This window comes from Lentzea pudingi (assembly GCF_014646255.1).
Taxonomy (GTDB): domain Bacteria; phylum Actinomycetota; class Actinomycetes; order Mycobacteriales; family Pseudonocardiaceae; genus Lentzea; species Lentzea pudingi.
The window spans coordinates 97,315-112,433 of record NZ_BMNC01000001.1 but is presented as its reverse complement, the minus strand read 5'-3'; the positions used below and the strand labels follow the sequence as shown (position 1 = coordinate 112,433).

Below are 15,119 nucleotides of genomic sequence, written 5' to 3'. Positions count from 1 at the left end.
GTAGCGTGCCCGCATGGCCGATGTCGACGACTACTTCGCGGGACTCGACGCTCCGGCGCGGGCCGCGTTCGAACGGATCCGGACCCTGGCCGAGAAGGTCGCGCCGGACGCCGAGCAGGGCACGAGCTACGGCATGGCCGCGCTCCGGCTCAAGGGCAAGCCGCTGCTTGGGTTCAAGGCGGCGAAGGACCACCTGGCCGTGTTCCCGTTCAGCCCCGCGGCCGTGGACGTGGTGCGCGAGCGGCTGACCGGGTTCTCGCTGTCCAAGGGCACGGTCCGGTTCACGACCGACCGGCCGTTGCCCGACGACGTCGTTCGCGACCTGGTCCGGCAGCGGATGGGCGAGATCGGCTAGCGCGCGGCGCCCCATTCGTGCGCCAACGCGGCCGCTTCACCGCGGGAACCGACGCCGAGCTTCTCCAGGATCTTCGCCACGTGGAACTTCACCGTGGACTCGCTGATGTGCAGCTCACCGGCGATCTCGCGGTTGCGCCGGCCACGGGCGAGCTGCCCCAGCACCTCCAGTTCCCGCGCGCCCAGCACGGTGAGCGGGTCCTCGCGCGGGGCCTCCCGCGGCCCGAGCGGCACCTCGATCGTGACGGTCGCGCCCCAGCCCGGTACCGCGTCGACCTCCACCCGTCCCCCGAGCGGGCCGAGGCGTTCCGGGACGCGGCGCTGGTCGAGGCTGCCGCACGACAGGGTGCCCGGACCGTCGTCCCGCACGGTGGCCCGCAGCACGGCACCGACGATCTTCCAGCCGATGTGGACGCGGCCGACGCTGCCCTGGTCGTCCAGCATCGCGTGCACGGTCGAGCGGACCACTGCGGCAGCCGTCGAGGAGATCTCGGTCGGCACCACGCGGTCGGCGCCCTCCTCCGCACCGGGTGGCCCCAGGTCGAGTCGCACGTCGCGGCCGCGCAGGACCCGCCGCAGCGACTCCGCGAGCCGTTCGAAGGCGTCACCCGCTCGTTCCTCGGTCTGCGCGCGGTCGAGGTCGGCCCGCGCCCGCAGTTCGACCAGCGCGGTGACCGCGAGGTCGACGGCACGCGACCGGACCGCCGAGTCGTCCCCGTCGCGGTCGCGCAGCACTCCGAGCAACGCGGTCAACGAGGCGCCATAGGCGTCGCTGAGGTCAGAGATGGCCACGGCGCGTGCCGCCGCCGCTGCGCGTGACACGGCGAGAGTGGCGGGTACCGCCTCGTTGCGCATGCCCTCCATGTGCGCGGTGACGACGTCCCACAGCGCGTTGGCGGGCTCCAGGACCTCCTGTGGCACTGGGGTGTCATCAGCGCGCAGGAGCACGAGCAACGCGCTCGGCACGGAGAGGTCGCTGACCAGCACGACCACCGGGACGTCGACCCCGGCCATGACCGCCCTGCCCTGCCAGGGCCCCTTCGAGGGCAGCACCGCCTGCAGGGCGGCGAGGTCGGTGATCGTGACCGACGGCCGCCGCGCCTCGCCGCGGAACTTGAACGGCGCGAACGAGCAGTTGGACAGCTCCGCGATCGCCTGATGGGGAATGTCCTCGGCGAACACCGCGGACAGCTGGGACAACGTCTCGCCCAGCGGCGCCTGGATCACCTGAGCGGCCTTCTGCAGGTCCATGGCTCGAGCGTAGTCCGCCCGGACGAGTGACCGGCTGGTCTTTCGGCTAGCGGGAACTAGCCGAAGTGCGGGGCATCCCGAGGTCATCGCGTCGCTAGGGTTGACATGTCAACAAAACGACGGAGGAGCCAGAGATGAAGGCGATCACCTACACCACGTTCGGCGGCCCCGAAGTGCTGAGCCTGACCGAGGTCGACGAGCCGCACGCCGGTCCCGGACAGGTGCGGTTGAAAGTCGTGGCGGCGGCGGTCAACCCGCTCGACCACAAGATCCGCAACGGCTGGATGCCCGCGGAGATGACGCCGCCGTTCCCGATCACGCCCGGCGCGGAGGTGGCCGGCATCGTCGACGAGGTCGGCGAGGGCCTCACCGGCGTGGCGGTCGGCGACGCGGTCCTGGGCTGGACCTCCGGCGGGTACGCCGAGTACGCGCTGTCCGGTGACTTCGCGCTGAAGCCCGCCGACCTCGACTGGGACACCGCCGCCGCGCTGCCCGTCGCCGTCGAGACCTCGGTCCGCGTGCTCGACCTGCTGGAGGTCGGCGAGGGCGACACTCTGCTGGTCCACGGCGCGGCGGGCGTCGTCGGCGCCGTCAGCGTCCAGCTCGCGGTGGCCCGCGGTGCCACGGTCATCGGCACCGCCTCCCCCGGCAACCACGACTACCTGCGCTCGCTCGGCGCCGTCCCGGTCGCCTACGGCGAGGGCCTCGCCGACCGGGTCCGCGCCGCCGCACCGCAGGGCGTCGACGCCGTGTACGACGCCGCCGGACAGGGCGACCTGCCGGTGTCGATCGAACTGGCCGGCGGCACCGAACGGGTCATCACCATCGCCGACCCGGCGGCCGCCGAGCTGGGCGTGACGTTCTCCGGCGGCGGCGCGCCGTTCGGTTCGCGGCTCGGCGAGTACGCCCAGCAGGTGGTCGAGGGCAAGCTCGCGGTGCGGGTCGCGCAGACCCTGCCGCTGGCCGACGCCGCCAAGGCGCAGGAGCTGGTCGCGACCGGGCACGCGGCGGGCAAGGTGGTGCTGCGCCCGTCAGAGTGACGGTTCCGCGACCGCCTGGGGAGGCACGACCGGCCTGCACCGGGCGATCGTGATCTCCTCGGCGAGCGCGGACAGCTCGCTCGCCGCCCGTGCCCTCGGACCGCACTGCCGCAGGTGGTGGAGGGCACGGGCGAGCAGCAGGTCGGCCTGCTGCTCGCACCACTTCCGCGCGCCGTCGACCGTGATGCCGGCGATTGCCGCCGCCACCACGGGGAGGGTGCGCGGACCGGCCTGCGGGGCCAGGACGTCGTCGACGTGCTTGCGCGCCAGGCCGACGTCGTCGCCGAACTCCCTGAGGTGGCGGGCCTGGCTCGCGCTCGCACCGGCGGCCAGCGCGCCGAGCTCGCACGCCGCCGCGGTGAGGGCGCTGTGCTTGGCCGCCGCCACCCCCAGGTGCTCCGCCATCTCCACGTCGTCACGTTCGTCCATGCCGATCTCCTGGACGTAACCGTCCACAACGGACATCAGCGCGACGTTGAGGACCATCACCCCGGTCCGGGTGAGCCGGGCGCAGGCGAGCGAGAGCAGGGCGTCGGCCGCCGAGACGACCCGGTCGGCACCGAACACCTCCCGCACGGGCCCGCGAGCCATGAGGTCCGCGTGCAGTTGTTCGTGCAGGTGCGCGAACTCCAGCGCGACAGCCGTCTTCGTCACGTCGGCGTCACCGAACGCCTCGGCGGAGAGCAGCACGAGCGCGGCCGTCGAGAAGTCCTGCCGTGCCAGTCCGCGCTCGACCACTTCACGCGTTTCGTCCGGGAGTTCCGCCAGCGCCGCGCCCAGCAACGGCTCGACCGCGGCACGGGCGCGCTCCAGCACGTGCTGCGGCGGCGCGACCACGTCGATGCTCGTCATGCGCGTTTCCTCTCAGACCCCGGGAAATCACGCTAAACCCGCTGATCAGGCAATCCGGACCGAAAACCACTGTCGTGTTAAACAGAGGCACGATCCGGGGAGCGCGACTAGGTTCGACGGTGAACGGGTTGTCGTCACCATCACCCGACCGTGATCGCTGAGGGGCTGACAGTGCGCTACACCAAGCTGGCCGGCATGGACGTGTCCGAGATCTGCCTCGGCATGATGAGCTACGGAGACCCGGAACGGGGCGGTCACCCGTGGTCGTTGCCGGAGGAGGACTCCCGGCCGTTCGTCAAGGCCGCGCTCGACGCCGGCATCAACTTCTTCGACACCGCGAACATGTACTCGGCCGGCTCCTCGGAGGAGATCACCGGCCTCGCGCTGCGCGACTTCGGCCGGCGCGAGGAGATCGTACTCGCCACCAAGGTGCACCACCGCATGCACGAGGGCCCCAACGGTTACGGCCTGTCGCGCAAGTCGATCCTCGCCGAGATCGACAACTCGCTGCGCCGCCTCGGCACCGACTACGTGGACCTGTACCAGATCCACCGCTTCGACGGCACGGTCCCGCTCGAGGAAACGCTGGAAGCACTGCACGACGTCGTGAAGTCCGGCAAGGCGCGGTACATCGGTGCGTCGTCCATGTACGCGTGGCAGTTCGCCAAGGCGTTGTTCACGCAACGGGAGAACGGCTGGACGAAGTTCGTGTCGATGCAGAACCACTACAACCTCCTCTACCGCGAGGAGGAGCGCGAGATGCTGCCGTTCTGCGCGGACCAGGGCATCGCCGTGATCCCGTGGAGCCCGCTGGCCCGCGGCCGTCTGGTCCGCGACTGGGACGCGACGACCGCGCGCACCGAGACCGACGAGTTCGGGTCCACTTTGTACCTGGAGTCGGACCGCGCGATCGTCGACCAGGTCGCCGCCGTCGCTTCGGACCGCGGGGTGTCACGGGCGCAGGTCGCGCTGGCGTGGCTGCGGCGCAACCCGGTGGTGACGGCGCCGATCGTCGGCATCACCAAGCCCGCGCAGCTCGACGACGCGGTGGCGGCGCTGGACTTCGAGCTCACCGACGACGAGGTGAAGCAGCTGGAGTCGGGCTACCAGCCACACCGCGTCGCCGGCCACTCCTGACCTACACTCCGGTCCGTGCCGAACTTGCGGATCAGCGAGGCCGCCGCGCTGCTCGGTGTCAGTGACGACACCCTGCGCCGGTGGATCGACCAGGGCCGCCTTGCGTCCGTCGTGCTGGACAGCGGGCGCAAGGGGGTCAGCGGGACGGAGCTCGCGGCGTTCGCGCAGAGGATGACCGAGGTGGCCGAGCCCGGTGCGACCGTGGCCGCCTCGGCGCGCAACCGCATGAAGGGCATCGTCACGCGGGTCGTGAAGGACGGGGTCATGGCCCAGGTCGACATGCAGGCCGGGCCCTTCCGCGTCACGTCCCTGATGAGCCGTGAGTCAGCGGACGAGCTCGGCCTGGAGGTCGGCAGCGTCGCGGTGGCCTCGATCAAGTCGACCCACGTGGTCGTCGAGATCCCCGAAGCCTGAGCCACACCACTACACGAAGGCGCTCTCGCCGGTGATCGCCTTGCCGACGATCAGCGTGTTCATCTCGCGCGTCCCCTCGAACGAGTAGATCGCCTCGGCGTCGGCGAAGAAGCGGGCCACGTCGTAGCCGAGCACGATCCCGTTGCCACCGAAGATCTCGCGCGCCCAGGCGACCACCTCGCGCATCCGGGAGGTCACGAACGCCTTCGCGAGCGACGAGTGCTCGTCCCGGAAGATGCCCGCGTCCTGCAACCGGGCGAGCTGCACGAGCATGCCCCACGACGCGGTGATGTTGCCGAGCGACTGCACCAGCTTGTCCTGCACCATCTGGAAACGGGCGATCGGGCGGCCGAACTGCTCGCGCTCCTTGGCGTAGGCGAGGGCGAGCTCGTAGGCGGCGACCATCACGCCGAGCGCCTGCCAGGCGACGCCGCCGCGGGTGGCGCGCAGGATCTCCGCGACGTCGCGGAACGAGTTGATGTCCTGCAGCCGGTTCGCCTCCGGCACGCGGACGTCGGTGAGGGTGATCTCGGCGTTCTCGACGATCCGGAACGCGATCTTGCCCTCGATCTTCTCCGCGACGAAGCCGGGCGTGCCCTTCTCCACGACGAAACCCTTGACCTGGTTGTCGCCGAGGTCGCGGGCCCACACGACCACGTAGTCGGCGAACGTGGCGTTGCCGATCCACTTCTTGGCGCCGTTGAGCACCCACGTGTCACCGTCGCGCTGAGCGGTGGTGCGCATGCCTCCCGCGACGTCGGAGCCGCCGAGCGGTTCGGTCATCGCGAACGCGCCGATCTTGTCCATCGCGGCCATGGCGGGCAGCCAGCGGTCGCGCTGTTCCTGCGAGCCGCCCGCGTAGATCGAGTACATCGCGAGTCCGTTGTGGACACCGAAGAACGTGGCGACCGACGCGTCGGTGCGGGTCATCTCCATGGCCAGCATGCCGGTGAGCAGGTTGCTGACGGCGGCGGGGTGTTCGCCGTAGCCCTCGTACGACAGGGCGGTGAGGCCGGCGCCGCGGAACTTGCCGATCAGCTCGTGCGGGAACTCGCCCTTGGCCCAGTACTCGTTGACCAGCGGCTTGATCTCGGTGGTCATGAACTCGCGGGCGCCGAGCAGGATCTTGCGCTCGTCGTCGCTCAGCAGCGCCTCGTAGTCGTAGAAGTCGGCGGTCAGCTGGTCTTCCAGGCGGTCCATGTCAGTTCTCCTCCAGTGCGGTCAGAACGGCGAGCTGCCTGCGGTCGCGCGTCTCGGCGAGCGCCGAGTACGTGGAGGAGCCGTAAGCGTCTTCCACGGCCTTGATGAGCCGTTCGGGATTTGCGGACGGGGTGCCGAGTGTCAAGCCCTGCATGGACTTGCCGATGTGCCCGGCGAGGTGCCGGTAGCCGCCGGGGCCACCACCGAGGTGGGCGCCGGGGAACGGTCCGACGGTGGCCCAGCGCAGGCCGAGCGACTGAGTGACGACCGTGTCGAGGTCCTCCGGCGTGACAACGCCCTGCTCGACCAGGTAGGCGGCCTCGCGGGAGAGCGCGGCCTGCAGGCGGTTGCCGACGAAGCCCGGGATCTCCTTGCGCTCGACGACCGGGGTGCGGCCGAGCGAGCGGTAGAACTCGACGGCCCTGGTGACGGACTCCTCGCTCGTCTGCTCCCCCGGCACGACCTCGACCAGCGGGATCACGTGCGGCGGGTTGAACGGGTGTCCGATCAGGACGCGCGAGCCGTCGATGCCCTCGGTGAACGCGGTGGACGGGATCGCGGACGACGAGCTGAGCAGCAGGGCGTGCTCCGGTGCCTCCCGGACGAGCTCGGCGAACAGGGTCTTCTTGAACCCCAGGTCCTCCGGGCCGTTCTCCTGCACGAAGTCCGCGTCCCGCACGGCTTCGGCGACGGTCGGCGCGATCTCCACGCCCTCCGGGACGACCAGGTCGGGACGGGGATCCACGACCCGCACGGTCACACCGTGCTCGGCGAACAACCTCGCCCACGAAAGTCCGATGACACCTGCACCGATGACCGCGACGGTCGTCATGACGCCTCCAAGTAGTTGTGAACCGGCTTGGCGGGAGCGAGCGTCAGGTCGGTGATGACGTGGCTGGCGGAGACGACCTCGAGCACGGGGAGGTCGGCGAGCGGCGCGAGGACGTGCTGGAACAGCTGCAGACGCGCCGGGCCGGTGTACGAGGCCTTGACCACGACGTCGGTGATCTCCGTGCGCACGAGCTCCTGCACCCGCGGCGTTCCGTCATAGTGAGGGATCGTCTTCAGCATGAAAGTCGGAACCGTGATCTCCGCCTCAGCCTGACGGGTGTCCAGTTCGAACTGCTTGTAACCCATCGTGGCCGTGGCCACGCGCAGCGTGCCGTAGTCGAGCGTGCCTACCAACGCGCCGTTGTCGGCGTAGAGCTCCGGCGAGCCCATGACCTTCGGGTACGCGCTGACCTCGCGGCCGGACGCGGTGGCGGCGAAGCTGTCGAGGTACATCGCGTGCAGGTACTCGCCGCGTTCGCCGCCGAAGACGACCGGGATCGCCTGCCCTGCCTCGGTGTAGGGCCCGTAGCCGGTGACGTCGTTCATCTTCATGACCTCGAACCGGACGAGCGGCTCGTCGATCTCCAGCGGCTCCGGGACGACGGCCCGCAACGCCTCCGGATCGGTCCGGTAGACGATGTTCAGGTACTCGCGGTCGAAGAACCGCGGCCGCACCGCGGGGAACGCGGGAGCGGTGAGAGGGGTGATGCCCGAAGGGGTGATGCCCAGCATGATCAGCGTCCTGTCCACTGCGGAGCGCGGCGCTCGGCGAACGCGGTCATGCCCTCGCGGACGTCGGCCGTGCGCATCAGGCGGGTGCTCTCGGTTCGTTGTGCGGCCCACGGGTCCTGCGAGCGCACGACGGCCTTGACGGCGGCGAGCGCGAGCGGGGCGTTCTGGGCGATCTGCTCGGCCAGCTGGAGCGCGACCGCGGCGGCCTCGCCGTTCGGCACGACCCGGTTGGCGATGCCGAGCGTGCCGGCGCGGCGACCGTCGATCGGCTCGCCGGTCAGCAGGATCTCCATGGCGAGGTGGTGCGGGATCCGCCGCGGCAGGCGGACGACTCCCCCGGCGGCGGCGATCAGGCCGCGCTTGACCTCGGGCAGTCCGAACCTCGCGTCCTCGGCGGCGACGACCAGGTCGCAGCCCAGTGCCAGTTCGAACCCGCCGCCCAGCGCGAACCCCTCGACCGCGGCGATCAGCGGCTTGCTCAGCTCGGCCTCGGTGAGACCGCCGAGCCCGCGATCACCGACGACCGGCGACTCGCCCTTCAGCGCGGCCTTGAGGTCCATGCCCGCGCTGAACGAGCCACCCGCCCCGGTGAGCACGCCCACGCGCAGTTCCGGCGTCGCCTCCAGTTCGTCCAGCGCGGCGGAGAGCTGTGTCGCGACGGCCGCGTTCACGGCGTTGCGGGCCTCCGGGCGGTCGATCGTGATCAGCAGTGCCGAACCGACGCGTTCGGTGCGAACCTCGTTCATGCCAGCTCCTTCAGAACCTCGGCGGTGTCCTGGCCCGGCAGCGGGGCCAGGCTGCGGACGGTGGCGGGCGTGGCGGAGAACCGGACCGGGATGCCGATCGACCGGATCTCGCCCTCGCTCGGGTGGTGCACGACGTCGAGCAGGTGGCCGTCGCGGACGTACGGGTCCTCGTGCGCCCTGTCGAGCTCCAGCACCGGTCCGAACGGGATGCTGTGCTTCGTGCACACCTCGGCCCATTCCTCTGTGGACAGAGCGGGCGCGCACTCGTCGACCAGGCCCATCAGGTCGTCGCTGTCGCCGGGGTCGATCCGGTCACCGGCGACGCGCGGGTCCTCGACCAGGTCGGGCCTTTGCGCCGCGGCGAAGAAGTCGCGGAAGTTCTGCGGGGTGTACGGGACGACGCACGCCAGGCCGTCCTTGGTGTGCACGGCGTGGTGGCCCTTGGCCATCGAGAGGTTGAAGCCCGTCGGCCCCTCCTCCGGCACGAACGTGTGACCGGAGAGGTGCTCCACCAGGTTGAACGCGATCATCGTGTCGGCCATGGGGATCTCGACCCGTTGCCCCTGCCCGGTGTTGTTCCGGTGCACCAGCGCGGCGAGCACGCTGTAGGCGATCGTCAGCGACGACACCTTGTCGCCGATGATCGTCGGCAGGTAGACGGGCCGGCCGATCGCGCGGTTCGCGATGTCGACCAGGCCGGACGCGCCCTGGATCGTCTCGTCGTAGGCGGCGGTGCCCGCGCGGTCCGAGTCGCCGCGGAAGCCCTGGGCGTGGGCGTAGACCAGGCCGGGGTTGCGCTCGGCGACGTCGGCGTAGTCCAGGCCGAGCCTGCTCAGGGCGCCCGGCCGCATGTTGGTGATCAGCACGTCGGCCGTGTCGATCAGCTTGAGCGCGGTCTCGCGGTCGTCCTCGTCCTTGAGGTTGAGCGCGACGCTGCGCTTGTTCCGGTTGACGTTGAGGCTCAACGGGGTCATGCCCGGCGTGGTGCGGTAGCGGCCGTTGCGGACGGTGTCCACAGGCGACTCGATCTTGATCACGTCGGCGCCGAGGTCTCCGAGGATCTGGGCCGCGTACGGGCCCATCACCACGGTCGAGAGGTCGATCACGCGCACGCCGTCCAGCGGACCGGCGGTGATGTCCTTCATCGTTCGTCCTTTCGCACCTGTTCGTCCTTGCACCACCGAATTTAGTGGCGAACAGCGAGAAAGGGAACGATCATGACACGAACAATGGTACGACCACAGCGGTCACACCATTGTTCATTTGACGATGGTCTCCGCGAAGATTTCTTTGGCAACGGCGACGAGGTCGTCGAGGTCGCCGCCGGTACCCCGGTCGTGCCGCCACAGCAGTCCGGTGTCGAGCTGCGCACGGAAGTCCTCGAACGGCAGGACCGCCATGTTGTCCAGGCGATATCCCCTCATGGAGCTCTCCTCGTCGAGCATCGAGACGGAGAACCCGAGCCCGCTCGACACGATCTCGGACGTGCCCTGGTAGCCGGTGTTGCTCAGCTGGATGCGCTTCCTGATGCCCAGTTCGCTCAATTGCCGGTCGAGTTGCTCGAAATAGGCGGGCATCATTTCCTCCGGCGACCTCGCATACGCAAGATCGGCGAGATCGGCCAGTTTGACCGAATTCCGGCCTTCGAACTGGTCCGCGGGCACCACGGCGCCGAGGCGTTCCGACATGACGTGCACCGTGTCGAGAGAGGCCTCCTGCACGGGCAGCCGCGCCAGCGTGAGAGCGAGCCGGCCGTCCTTCACCGCCGCGACGAGGTCCGTGGTCGTACCCGGCCACCGCTTGACCTCGAACCGCTCCGCGACCCGGTCCGCCAGCATCGTCAGGCGCTCTCTCAGCGCCGGGTGGACGCCCGCGGGCATGCCGATGAACACGGTCGTCCTGGCCGGGCTCGTCACCTGGTCGAGGCGCCACCGGATCGACCCGACGCGGTCGAGCACGTCCCGCGCGATCGGCAGCAGGGCGGTGCCGGCGGCGGTCAGCTCCACGTGGTGGGTGCTGCGGTCGAAGAGCTTGCGCCCCAGTTCGTGTTCGAGGTCCTTGACGCGCTGGCTCAACGGCGACGCGGCCATGTGCAGCTTCCGCGCGGCCGCCGAGAAGTTGAGTTCCTCGGCCACCGCGACGAAGTACCTGAGGTGCAGCAGTTCCACGTGATCCAGACTAGGCCGTTCGGCTCACTACCCGCCCAGTCCCGCCAGTTTTCTCGACGCCTCCGACTCACCCCACCGGAACCCGATGCGGCGCGACAGCTCCACGGCTTCGGTGTAGGAGGCCTTGGCTTCCCCAGCCCGGCCCGCCAGCTCGTGCACGATGCCGCGGTCGAGCAGCACACCCGCCTCGATCTGCCGGTCCCCCACCGATCGCGCGAGCAGCAACGCCTCGTCGGCCAGTTCCAGCGCCTGGTCCAGGGAGCCGAGCTGGCGGTGGGCGTCGGCCATGTTCGCGAGCGCGTGCAGCTCGCCGGACCTGTCCCCGCACGCGCGCAACGTCGTCAGCGTCTCCTCGTAGCAGACCAGCGCGGCGGGGAGGTCGCCCAGCGCCGCGTGGACGAGGCCCAGGTTGGTGCGCACGTAGGCCGCGCCCTGCGGGTCGTCGAGCTCCTCGCGCAGCAGCAATGAGGCTTCCAGCGAGGTCAGGGCGGCGGGCAGGTCGCGGCGGCGCCAGTGGGTGATGCCGAGGTTGTTGAGCGTCACGGCTTCGAGCTGCCGGTCGTGCAGTGCGCGGGCCAGGGTGAGCGCGTCCGTCCAGTGCTGCTGGGCCTCGGCGAACTTGAAGCCGCGCTCGCAGGCGGCGCCGAGTTCCTTCAGTGCCAGCGCTTCCGCGCGGACGTCCCCCAGCGACCGGGCGGCTTCGAGGGCGAGGGTGTTCAGCGCGGCCCAGTCCGCCACTTCGGACCGGCGGCGGAAGTACCAGGACAGGCCCGCCGCGAACGCGACCGCGTCGGCCGGGGAGGCCTGGTGCGCGGCGGCGATCAGGTTGTCGCGCTCCTCGGCGAGCCAGAGGTCGGCCGGGTTGTCCGCCAACGCTTCCAGGTAGTGCTTGTGCAGGCGTTCCAGCGCGAGCGACCGTTCCTCGGACGACTCCGAGCCGCGGCACCGTTCGCGCGCGAAGAGGCGCAGCAGGTCGTGCAACGCGAACCGGCCGGGCACCGGTTCCTCGACGAGGTGCGCGTCGGCCAGTTCGGCGAGCAGCTCCTCCACGTCCGGCACGTCGGTCAGCGCCCGTGCCGCGGCGACCGCGAAGTCGGGGCCGTCGAGGAGGCCGAGCAGCCGGAACACCCCGGCCACGGCGGGGGATCCGAGCTCGGCGTAGCTGACCTCGAACGCCGAGCGCACCGCGACGTCGCCGAGCCGGAGCTCGTCCAGCCGCCGCGCCTCGTCCGCCAGCCGTGCCGCCAGCAACGGCGCCGTCCACTGTGGACGCGCGGCGAGGCGGGCTCCCGCGATGCGCAGCGCCAGCGGTAGTCCGCCGCACCAGCGCACGAGTTCCGCCGCGTCCTCGACCCGGCCGGCGACGCCCTCCAGCAGCCGGTACGCGTCCTCCAGTTGCAGCGCACCGAGTTTGACGTACGACGCGCCGGTCAGCGAGGTGAGCGGGCGGCGGGACGTGATCAGCACGGCCGAGCCGGGACCGGTCGGCAGCAGGCGTTTCACCTGGCCCGCGGTGGCGACGTTGTCCAGCACCACGAGCAACCTGCGTGACGCCGTGAGCGAGCGGAAGCGCAACGCTTCCTCGTCGCCGGGCCGTTCGCCGAGGGCGCGCAGGAACTGGCTCAGGACCCGGTCCGAGGCGCCGTCGGACAGATCGGCGTAGAGCTGGCCGTCCGGGAACCGGCCCGCGATCTCGTGCGCCGCCCGCACCGCGAGCGCCGACTTGCCGATGCCCGCCTGCCCGGTGATCACGCACACCGCGACCCGGTCCTGCCGCAGCTGCGCCTTGATCAGGTTCAGCTCACGGCCGCGTCCTGCGAACGTGACCACGTCCGGCGGCAGCTGCCGGATCGCCGCCGCGCCAACGGGTTTGGCGCGCAGGATCTCGGCCTGCGACCTCCGCAACGACTCCCCCGGCTCGACGCCGAGCTCGTCCAGCAGCACCCGGCGGCACTCCTGGTAGGCGGCAAGGGCCTCGGCCGGCCGCCCCGCCCGGTGCAGCGCGACCATCTGCTGCTCGCGCAGGCGTTCGTTCAACGGGTGCTCGCGCACCCACTCGTTCAGGTCCGCGACGATCTCGACGTGCCGGCCGAGGTCGAGCTCCGCCTCGGCGCACTCGACCCGTGCGGCCAGCCTCAGCTCCTCCAGCTGGGCGACGACACCGCGCAGCAACCCGGACGCGGCCAGGTCGGCGAGGGCGGGCCCGCGCCACAACGCGAGCGCCTCGCGGTAAGCACGCGGCGTGCGTTCCCGGCGGGCGGCGTCGAGCAGTTCGGTGAACCGGGTCAGGTCGAGCTCGGCGGGGTCGATCGACATCAGGTAGCCGGGCGCGCGAGAGAGCAGCCGCGAGCCGACGACCTTGCGCAGCTGGTAGACGTAGACCTGGAGGTTCTTCAACGCCGTCTTGGGCGGGGCGTCGTCCCACAGCACGCTGATCAGCCGGTCGACCGGCAGCACCCGGCCGGGCTGCGCGAGGAGCAACGCGAGCACCGCCCGCTGCTTGGGCGGCCCAAGGCTGCGCCGCGCGCCGTCGTCGGCGTAACACTCGACCGGCCCGAGCACCCGGAACTCCACGATCCGATCGTATCTACCAACCACATACCGGACACATGCCACGCGCCAGGACGTTTGATCCATGACGAAAACCTCACTGGCACTGGTGGTGGCACTCGGCACCCTGGCCGCCGCCGTGTCCCCCGCCCAGGCCGCCGAGCCCTACTCCTCCAGTCCGGCGCAGTCGCAGGCCGTCCGATCCGGCGCCGGCTACGACGTGATCGTGGGTGGCGCGAAGAGAGCCACCTTCCCCGTCAGCGATCCCGCCTACACCGTCCGGTCCACGTCGTCCCCGGACGGCGCGCTGGCCGCGGTGATCTCCGACTTCGACGGCACTCGTGGCACGTCCCTGCACACCGTCGACCGCTACGGCAAGTCCCGTTTCGTGGCACGCGGCGCGATCACCTCGGCCGTGTTCCACGGTTCGACGCTCGCCTACACCGACGGCGAGAACGTCGTGGTGGACGGCATTTCCGCGGGCAGGCTGAAGGGCCGCGCACCGTCGTTGCTCGGCTTCACCTCCGACGGCACCGGCCTGCTGGCCGTCCAGCACCCGGACACCGCCGACGAGGGCACGTTCGTGAGCTCGCTGGTGCGGTTCGACCTGAAGTCCGGCGCCGCCAAGCCGTTGGTCACGTCGGACTCCTCCGCGCTCTACCGCGACTTCAAGCTCGTCGACGTGAAGGGCGAGCGGCACGTCAGCTTCATCAAGCACAACGAGATCTACCGCTGCGGCGGCACCGACCCGCAGTGGCTGGGCCTGGTCTCGGAGCACGGCGACGTCCGCTCGCTGACCGGCGAGACCCGCCACCACTACCGCAGCGCGGTGTGGAGCACCGACGGCACGCGCGTGGCGTACGAGGTGATGGGGTGCGTGTCCGACAAGACCCTCGGCCCCGACCAGTTCGCCGCGTTCAACGGCGTCTACGTCCAGGACCTGGCGAGGCGGAAGGCCTCGCGCGTCGTCGAGGGCCTGTCGTTCAACTACGCGCTGACCGGCCTCGAAGGGGGTGAGGCCGTGATCGGCAGCCCTGCGAAGGGGTACGTGAAGGCTTCGGGCCTGCGCGCCGCCACGCTGGACGGCGAGGTGACCACCATGGGCCGGCTCAACCGCGCCGAGTACATCCACCAGCTGTGGGACACCCGCAACGACTTCAACGGCAACTCGTCGTGCGGCCCGACCAGCGCGGTGATCGACCTCGTCACCTACCAGCTGCCCAACGAGTTCGGCGTGCAGGTCTCACAACCGCACTCGCACTACTCGAAGTGGGGCCGCTACATCACCGACGAGTTCTCGAACCGCGGCACCACCTTCAACCGCACGATGAACGACTGGGGCCGCACCGGCAGCTGGAAGGGCGCGCACGGCTGGATCACCGGCTACTACTGCGGCGGCAACCCGGCCCGCCCCTGCGCCTCCTGGGAGTCCGAGCGCGACTTCCTGGCCCGCAACGGCGCCGCCGTCCAGCAGGGCAACTTCACCCCGGCGCAGGTCCGCGCGTTCCTCGACCAGGGCAAGTTCGTGATCATGAGCGGCACCTGGGGGTCCACCTCCGGGCACCTGTCGGTGGTGATCGGGTACCACGACAACGGGCAGTTCTACGTCCACGACACCTATGGGGCCGGGACGGACGGCAGTTACGACGGGGCGAACCAGCTGTACAGCTGGAACTACATCGCGCCCGTGCAGATGTGGGCCGCCTGATCCCTGAGACCGCCGGTCCTCCTGCCTGCGTGCACCGCAGGCAGGAGGGCTTAGGCCGTTCAAGTGACGGCCGATTTGATCCGAACGGTCGCAGCAGGCCAAGAAACTGCCACAAATTCAAGCAGAAGCAAAGATT

The 15,119-nt window shown here is 70.4% G+C and carries 14 protein-coding genes; 5 read left to right on the top strand and 9 right to left on the bottom strand.

Annotated elements, in window-relative coordinates; genetic code table 11:
* Positions 1 to 13: 13 nt before the first annotated feature.
* The gene (locus IEY88_RS00565; protein ID WP_189152562.1) at positions 14 to 355 is read left to right on the top strand and encodes an iron chaperone; all 342 of its coding nucleotides are present in this window, start codon (positions 14 to 16) and stop codon (positions 353 to 355) included.
* Here the strand turns inward: IEY88_RS00565 and IEY88_RS45245 are convergent.
* Positions 352 to 1,605: a helix-turn-helix transcriptional regulator gene (locus IEY88_RS45245; protein WP_189152561.1), complete on the bottom strand. Its 1,254-nt coding sequence runs from the start codon at positions 1,603 to 1,605 to the stop codon at positions 352 to 354. The genes IEY88_RS00565 and IEY88_RS45245 overlap by 4 nt on opposite strands.
* Positions 1,606 to 1,739: 134 nt before the next feature.
* Between IEY88_RS45245 and IEY88_RS00555 the strand changes: the two genes are divergently transcribed.
* The gene (locus tag IEY88_RS00555; RefSeq protein ID WP_189152560.1) at positions 1,740 to 2,645 is read left to right on the top strand and encodes an NADP-dependent oxidoreductase; all 906 of its coding nucleotides are present in this window, start codon (positions 1,740 to 1,742) and stop codon (positions 2,643 to 2,645) included.
* Here the strand turns inward: IEY88_RS00555 and IEY88_RS00550 are convergent.
* On the bottom strand, positions 2,637 to 3,497 hold the full coding sequence (locus tag IEY88_RS00550) for a polyprenyl synthetase family protein (RefSeq protein WP_189152559.1): 861 nt from the start codon (positions 3,495 to 3,497) through the stop codon (positions 2,637 to 2,639). The two genes, IEY88_RS00555 and IEY88_RS00550, sit on opposite strands and share 9 nt — an antisense overlap.
* 171 nt (positions 3,498 to 3,668) lie before the next feature.
* Here IEY88_RS00550 and IEY88_RS00545 point away from each other — a divergent pair, with 171 nt between their 5' ends.
* Both IEY88_RS00545 and IEY88_RS00540 read left to right on the top strand, forming a co-directional pair.
* Complete coding sequence (locus IEY88_RS00545) at positions 3,669 to 4,634, top strand: aldo/keto reductase (protein WP_308425957.1); 966 nt, start codon at positions 3,669 to 3,671, stop codon at positions 4,632 to 4,634.
* Between the two features lie 15 nt (positions 4,635 to 4,649).
* Positions 4,650 to 5,048, top strand: coding sequence for a TOBE domain-containing protein (locus IEY88_RS00540; RefSeq protein ID WP_189152558.1), 399 nt, complete (start codon positions 4,650 to 4,652; stop codon positions 5,046 to 5,048).
* Positions 5,049 to 5,057: 9 nt separating this feature from the next.
* Here IEY88_RS00540 and IEY88_RS00535 read toward each other — a convergent pair whose 3' ends face one another.
* The 7 genes from IEY88_RS00535 to IEY88_RS00505 all read right to left on the bottom strand — a co-directional run bounded on the left by IEY88_RS00535 (position 5,058) and on the right by IEY88_RS00505 (position 13,299).
* A complete protein-coding gene (locus tag IEY88_RS00535; protein ID WP_189152557.1) occupies positions 5,058 to 6,248 on the bottom strand; it encodes an acyl-CoA dehydrogenase family protein in 1,191 nt (396 codons plus the stop codon).
* A gap of 1 nt (position 6,249) precedes the next feature.
* On the bottom strand, positions 6,250 to 7,080 hold the full coding sequence (locus IEY88_RS00530; protein WP_189152556.1) for a 3-hydroxyacyl-CoA dehydrogenase NAD-binding domain-containing protein: 831 nt from the start codon (positions 7,078 to 7,080) through the stop codon (positions 6,250 to 6,252).
* Positions 7,077 to 7,811 carry an acetoacetate decarboxylase gene (locus IEY88_RS00525; protein WP_189152555.1) on the bottom strand — a complete coding sequence of 245 codons (735 nt, stop codon included), beginning with the start codon at positions 7,809 to 7,811 and terminating at the stop codon, positions 7,077 to 7,079. The genes IEY88_RS00530 and IEY88_RS00525 overlap by 4 nt, the downstream gene beginning before the upstream one ends.
* 2 nt (positions 7,812 to 7,813) lie before the next feature.
* Positions 7,814 to 8,557: a crotonase/enoyl-CoA hydratase family protein gene (locus IEY88_RS00520; protein WP_189152554.1), complete on the bottom strand. Its 744-nt coding sequence runs from the start codon at positions 8,555 to 8,557 to the stop codon at positions 7,814 to 7,816.
* Complete coding sequence (locus tag IEY88_RS00515) at positions 8,554 to 9,702, bottom strand: CaiB/BaiF CoA transferase family protein (protein WP_189152553.1); 1,149 nt, start codon at positions 9,700 to 9,702, stop codon at positions 8,554 to 8,556. The genes IEY88_RS00520 and IEY88_RS00515 overlap by 4 nt, the downstream gene beginning before the upstream one ends.
* 114 nt (positions 9,703 to 9,816) lie before the next feature.
* The gene (locus IEY88_RS00510; RefSeq protein ID WP_189152552.1) at positions 9,817 to 10,725 is read right to left on the bottom strand and encodes a LysR family transcriptional regulator; all 909 of its coding nucleotides are present in this window, start codon (positions 10,723 to 10,725) and stop codon (positions 9,817 to 9,819) included.
* A 27-nt stretch (positions 10,726 to 10,752) separates the two neighbouring features.
* The gene (locus tag IEY88_RS00505; RefSeq protein ID WP_189152551.1) at positions 10,753 to 13,299 is read right to left on the bottom strand and encodes an AfsR/SARP family transcriptional regulator; all 2,547 of its coding nucleotides are present in this window, start codon (positions 13,297 to 13,299) and stop codon (positions 10,753 to 10,755) included.
* Between the two features lie 61 nt (positions 13,300 to 13,360).
* Here IEY88_RS00505 and IEY88_RS00500 point away from each other — a divergent pair, with 61 nt between their 5' ends.
* Positions 13,361 to 14,983, top strand: a complete 1,623-nt coding sequence (locus IEY88_RS00500; RefSeq protein ID WP_189152550.1) for a C39 family peptidase — start codon at positions 13,361 to 13,363, stop codon at positions 14,981 to 14,983.
* Positions 14,984 to 15,119: the final 136 nt, after the last annotated feature.

Bases quoted from the DNA above. Each gene is read 5' to 3' on its own strand.
- IEY88_RS00565 (WP_189152562.1), top strand. From the start codon at position 14: ATGGCCGATGTCGACGACTACTTCGCGGGACTCGACGCTCCGGCGCGG.
- IEY88_RS45245 (WP_189152561.1), bottom strand. From the start codon at position 1,605: ATGGACCTGCAGAAGGCCGCTCAGGTGATCCAGGCGCCGCTGGGCGAG.
- IEY88_RS00555 (WP_189152560.1), top strand. From the start codon at position 1,740: ATGAAGGCGATCACCTACACCACGTTCGGCGGCCCCGAAGTGCTGAGC.
- IEY88_RS00550 (WP_189152559.1), bottom strand. From the start codon at position 3,497: ATGACGAGCATCGACGTGGTCGCGCCGCCGCAGCACGTGCTGGAGCGC.
- IEY88_RS00535 (WP_189152557.1), bottom strand. From the start codon at position 6,248: ATGGACCGCCTGGAAGACCAGCTGACCGCCGACTTCTACGACTACGAG.
- IEY88_RS00530 (WP_189152556.1), bottom strand. From the start codon at position 7,080: ATGACGACCGTCGCGGTCATCGGTGCAGGTGTCATCGGACTTTCGTGG.
- IEY88_RS00525 (WP_189152555.1), bottom strand. From the start codon at position 7,811: ATGCTGGGCATCACCCCTTCGGGCATCACCCCTCTCACCGCTCCCGCG.
- IEY88_RS00520 (WP_189152554.1), bottom strand. From the start codon at position 8,557: ATGAACGAGGTTCGCACCGAACGCGTCGGTTCGGCACTGCTGATCACG.
- IEY88_RS00515 (WP_189152553.1), bottom strand. From the start codon at position 9,702: ATGAAGGACATCACCGCCGGTCCGCTGGACGGCGTGCGCGTGATCGAC.
- IEY88_RS00500 (WP_189152550.1), top strand. From the start codon at position 13,361: ATGACGAAAACCTCACTGGCACTGGTGGTGGCACTCGGCACCCTGGCC.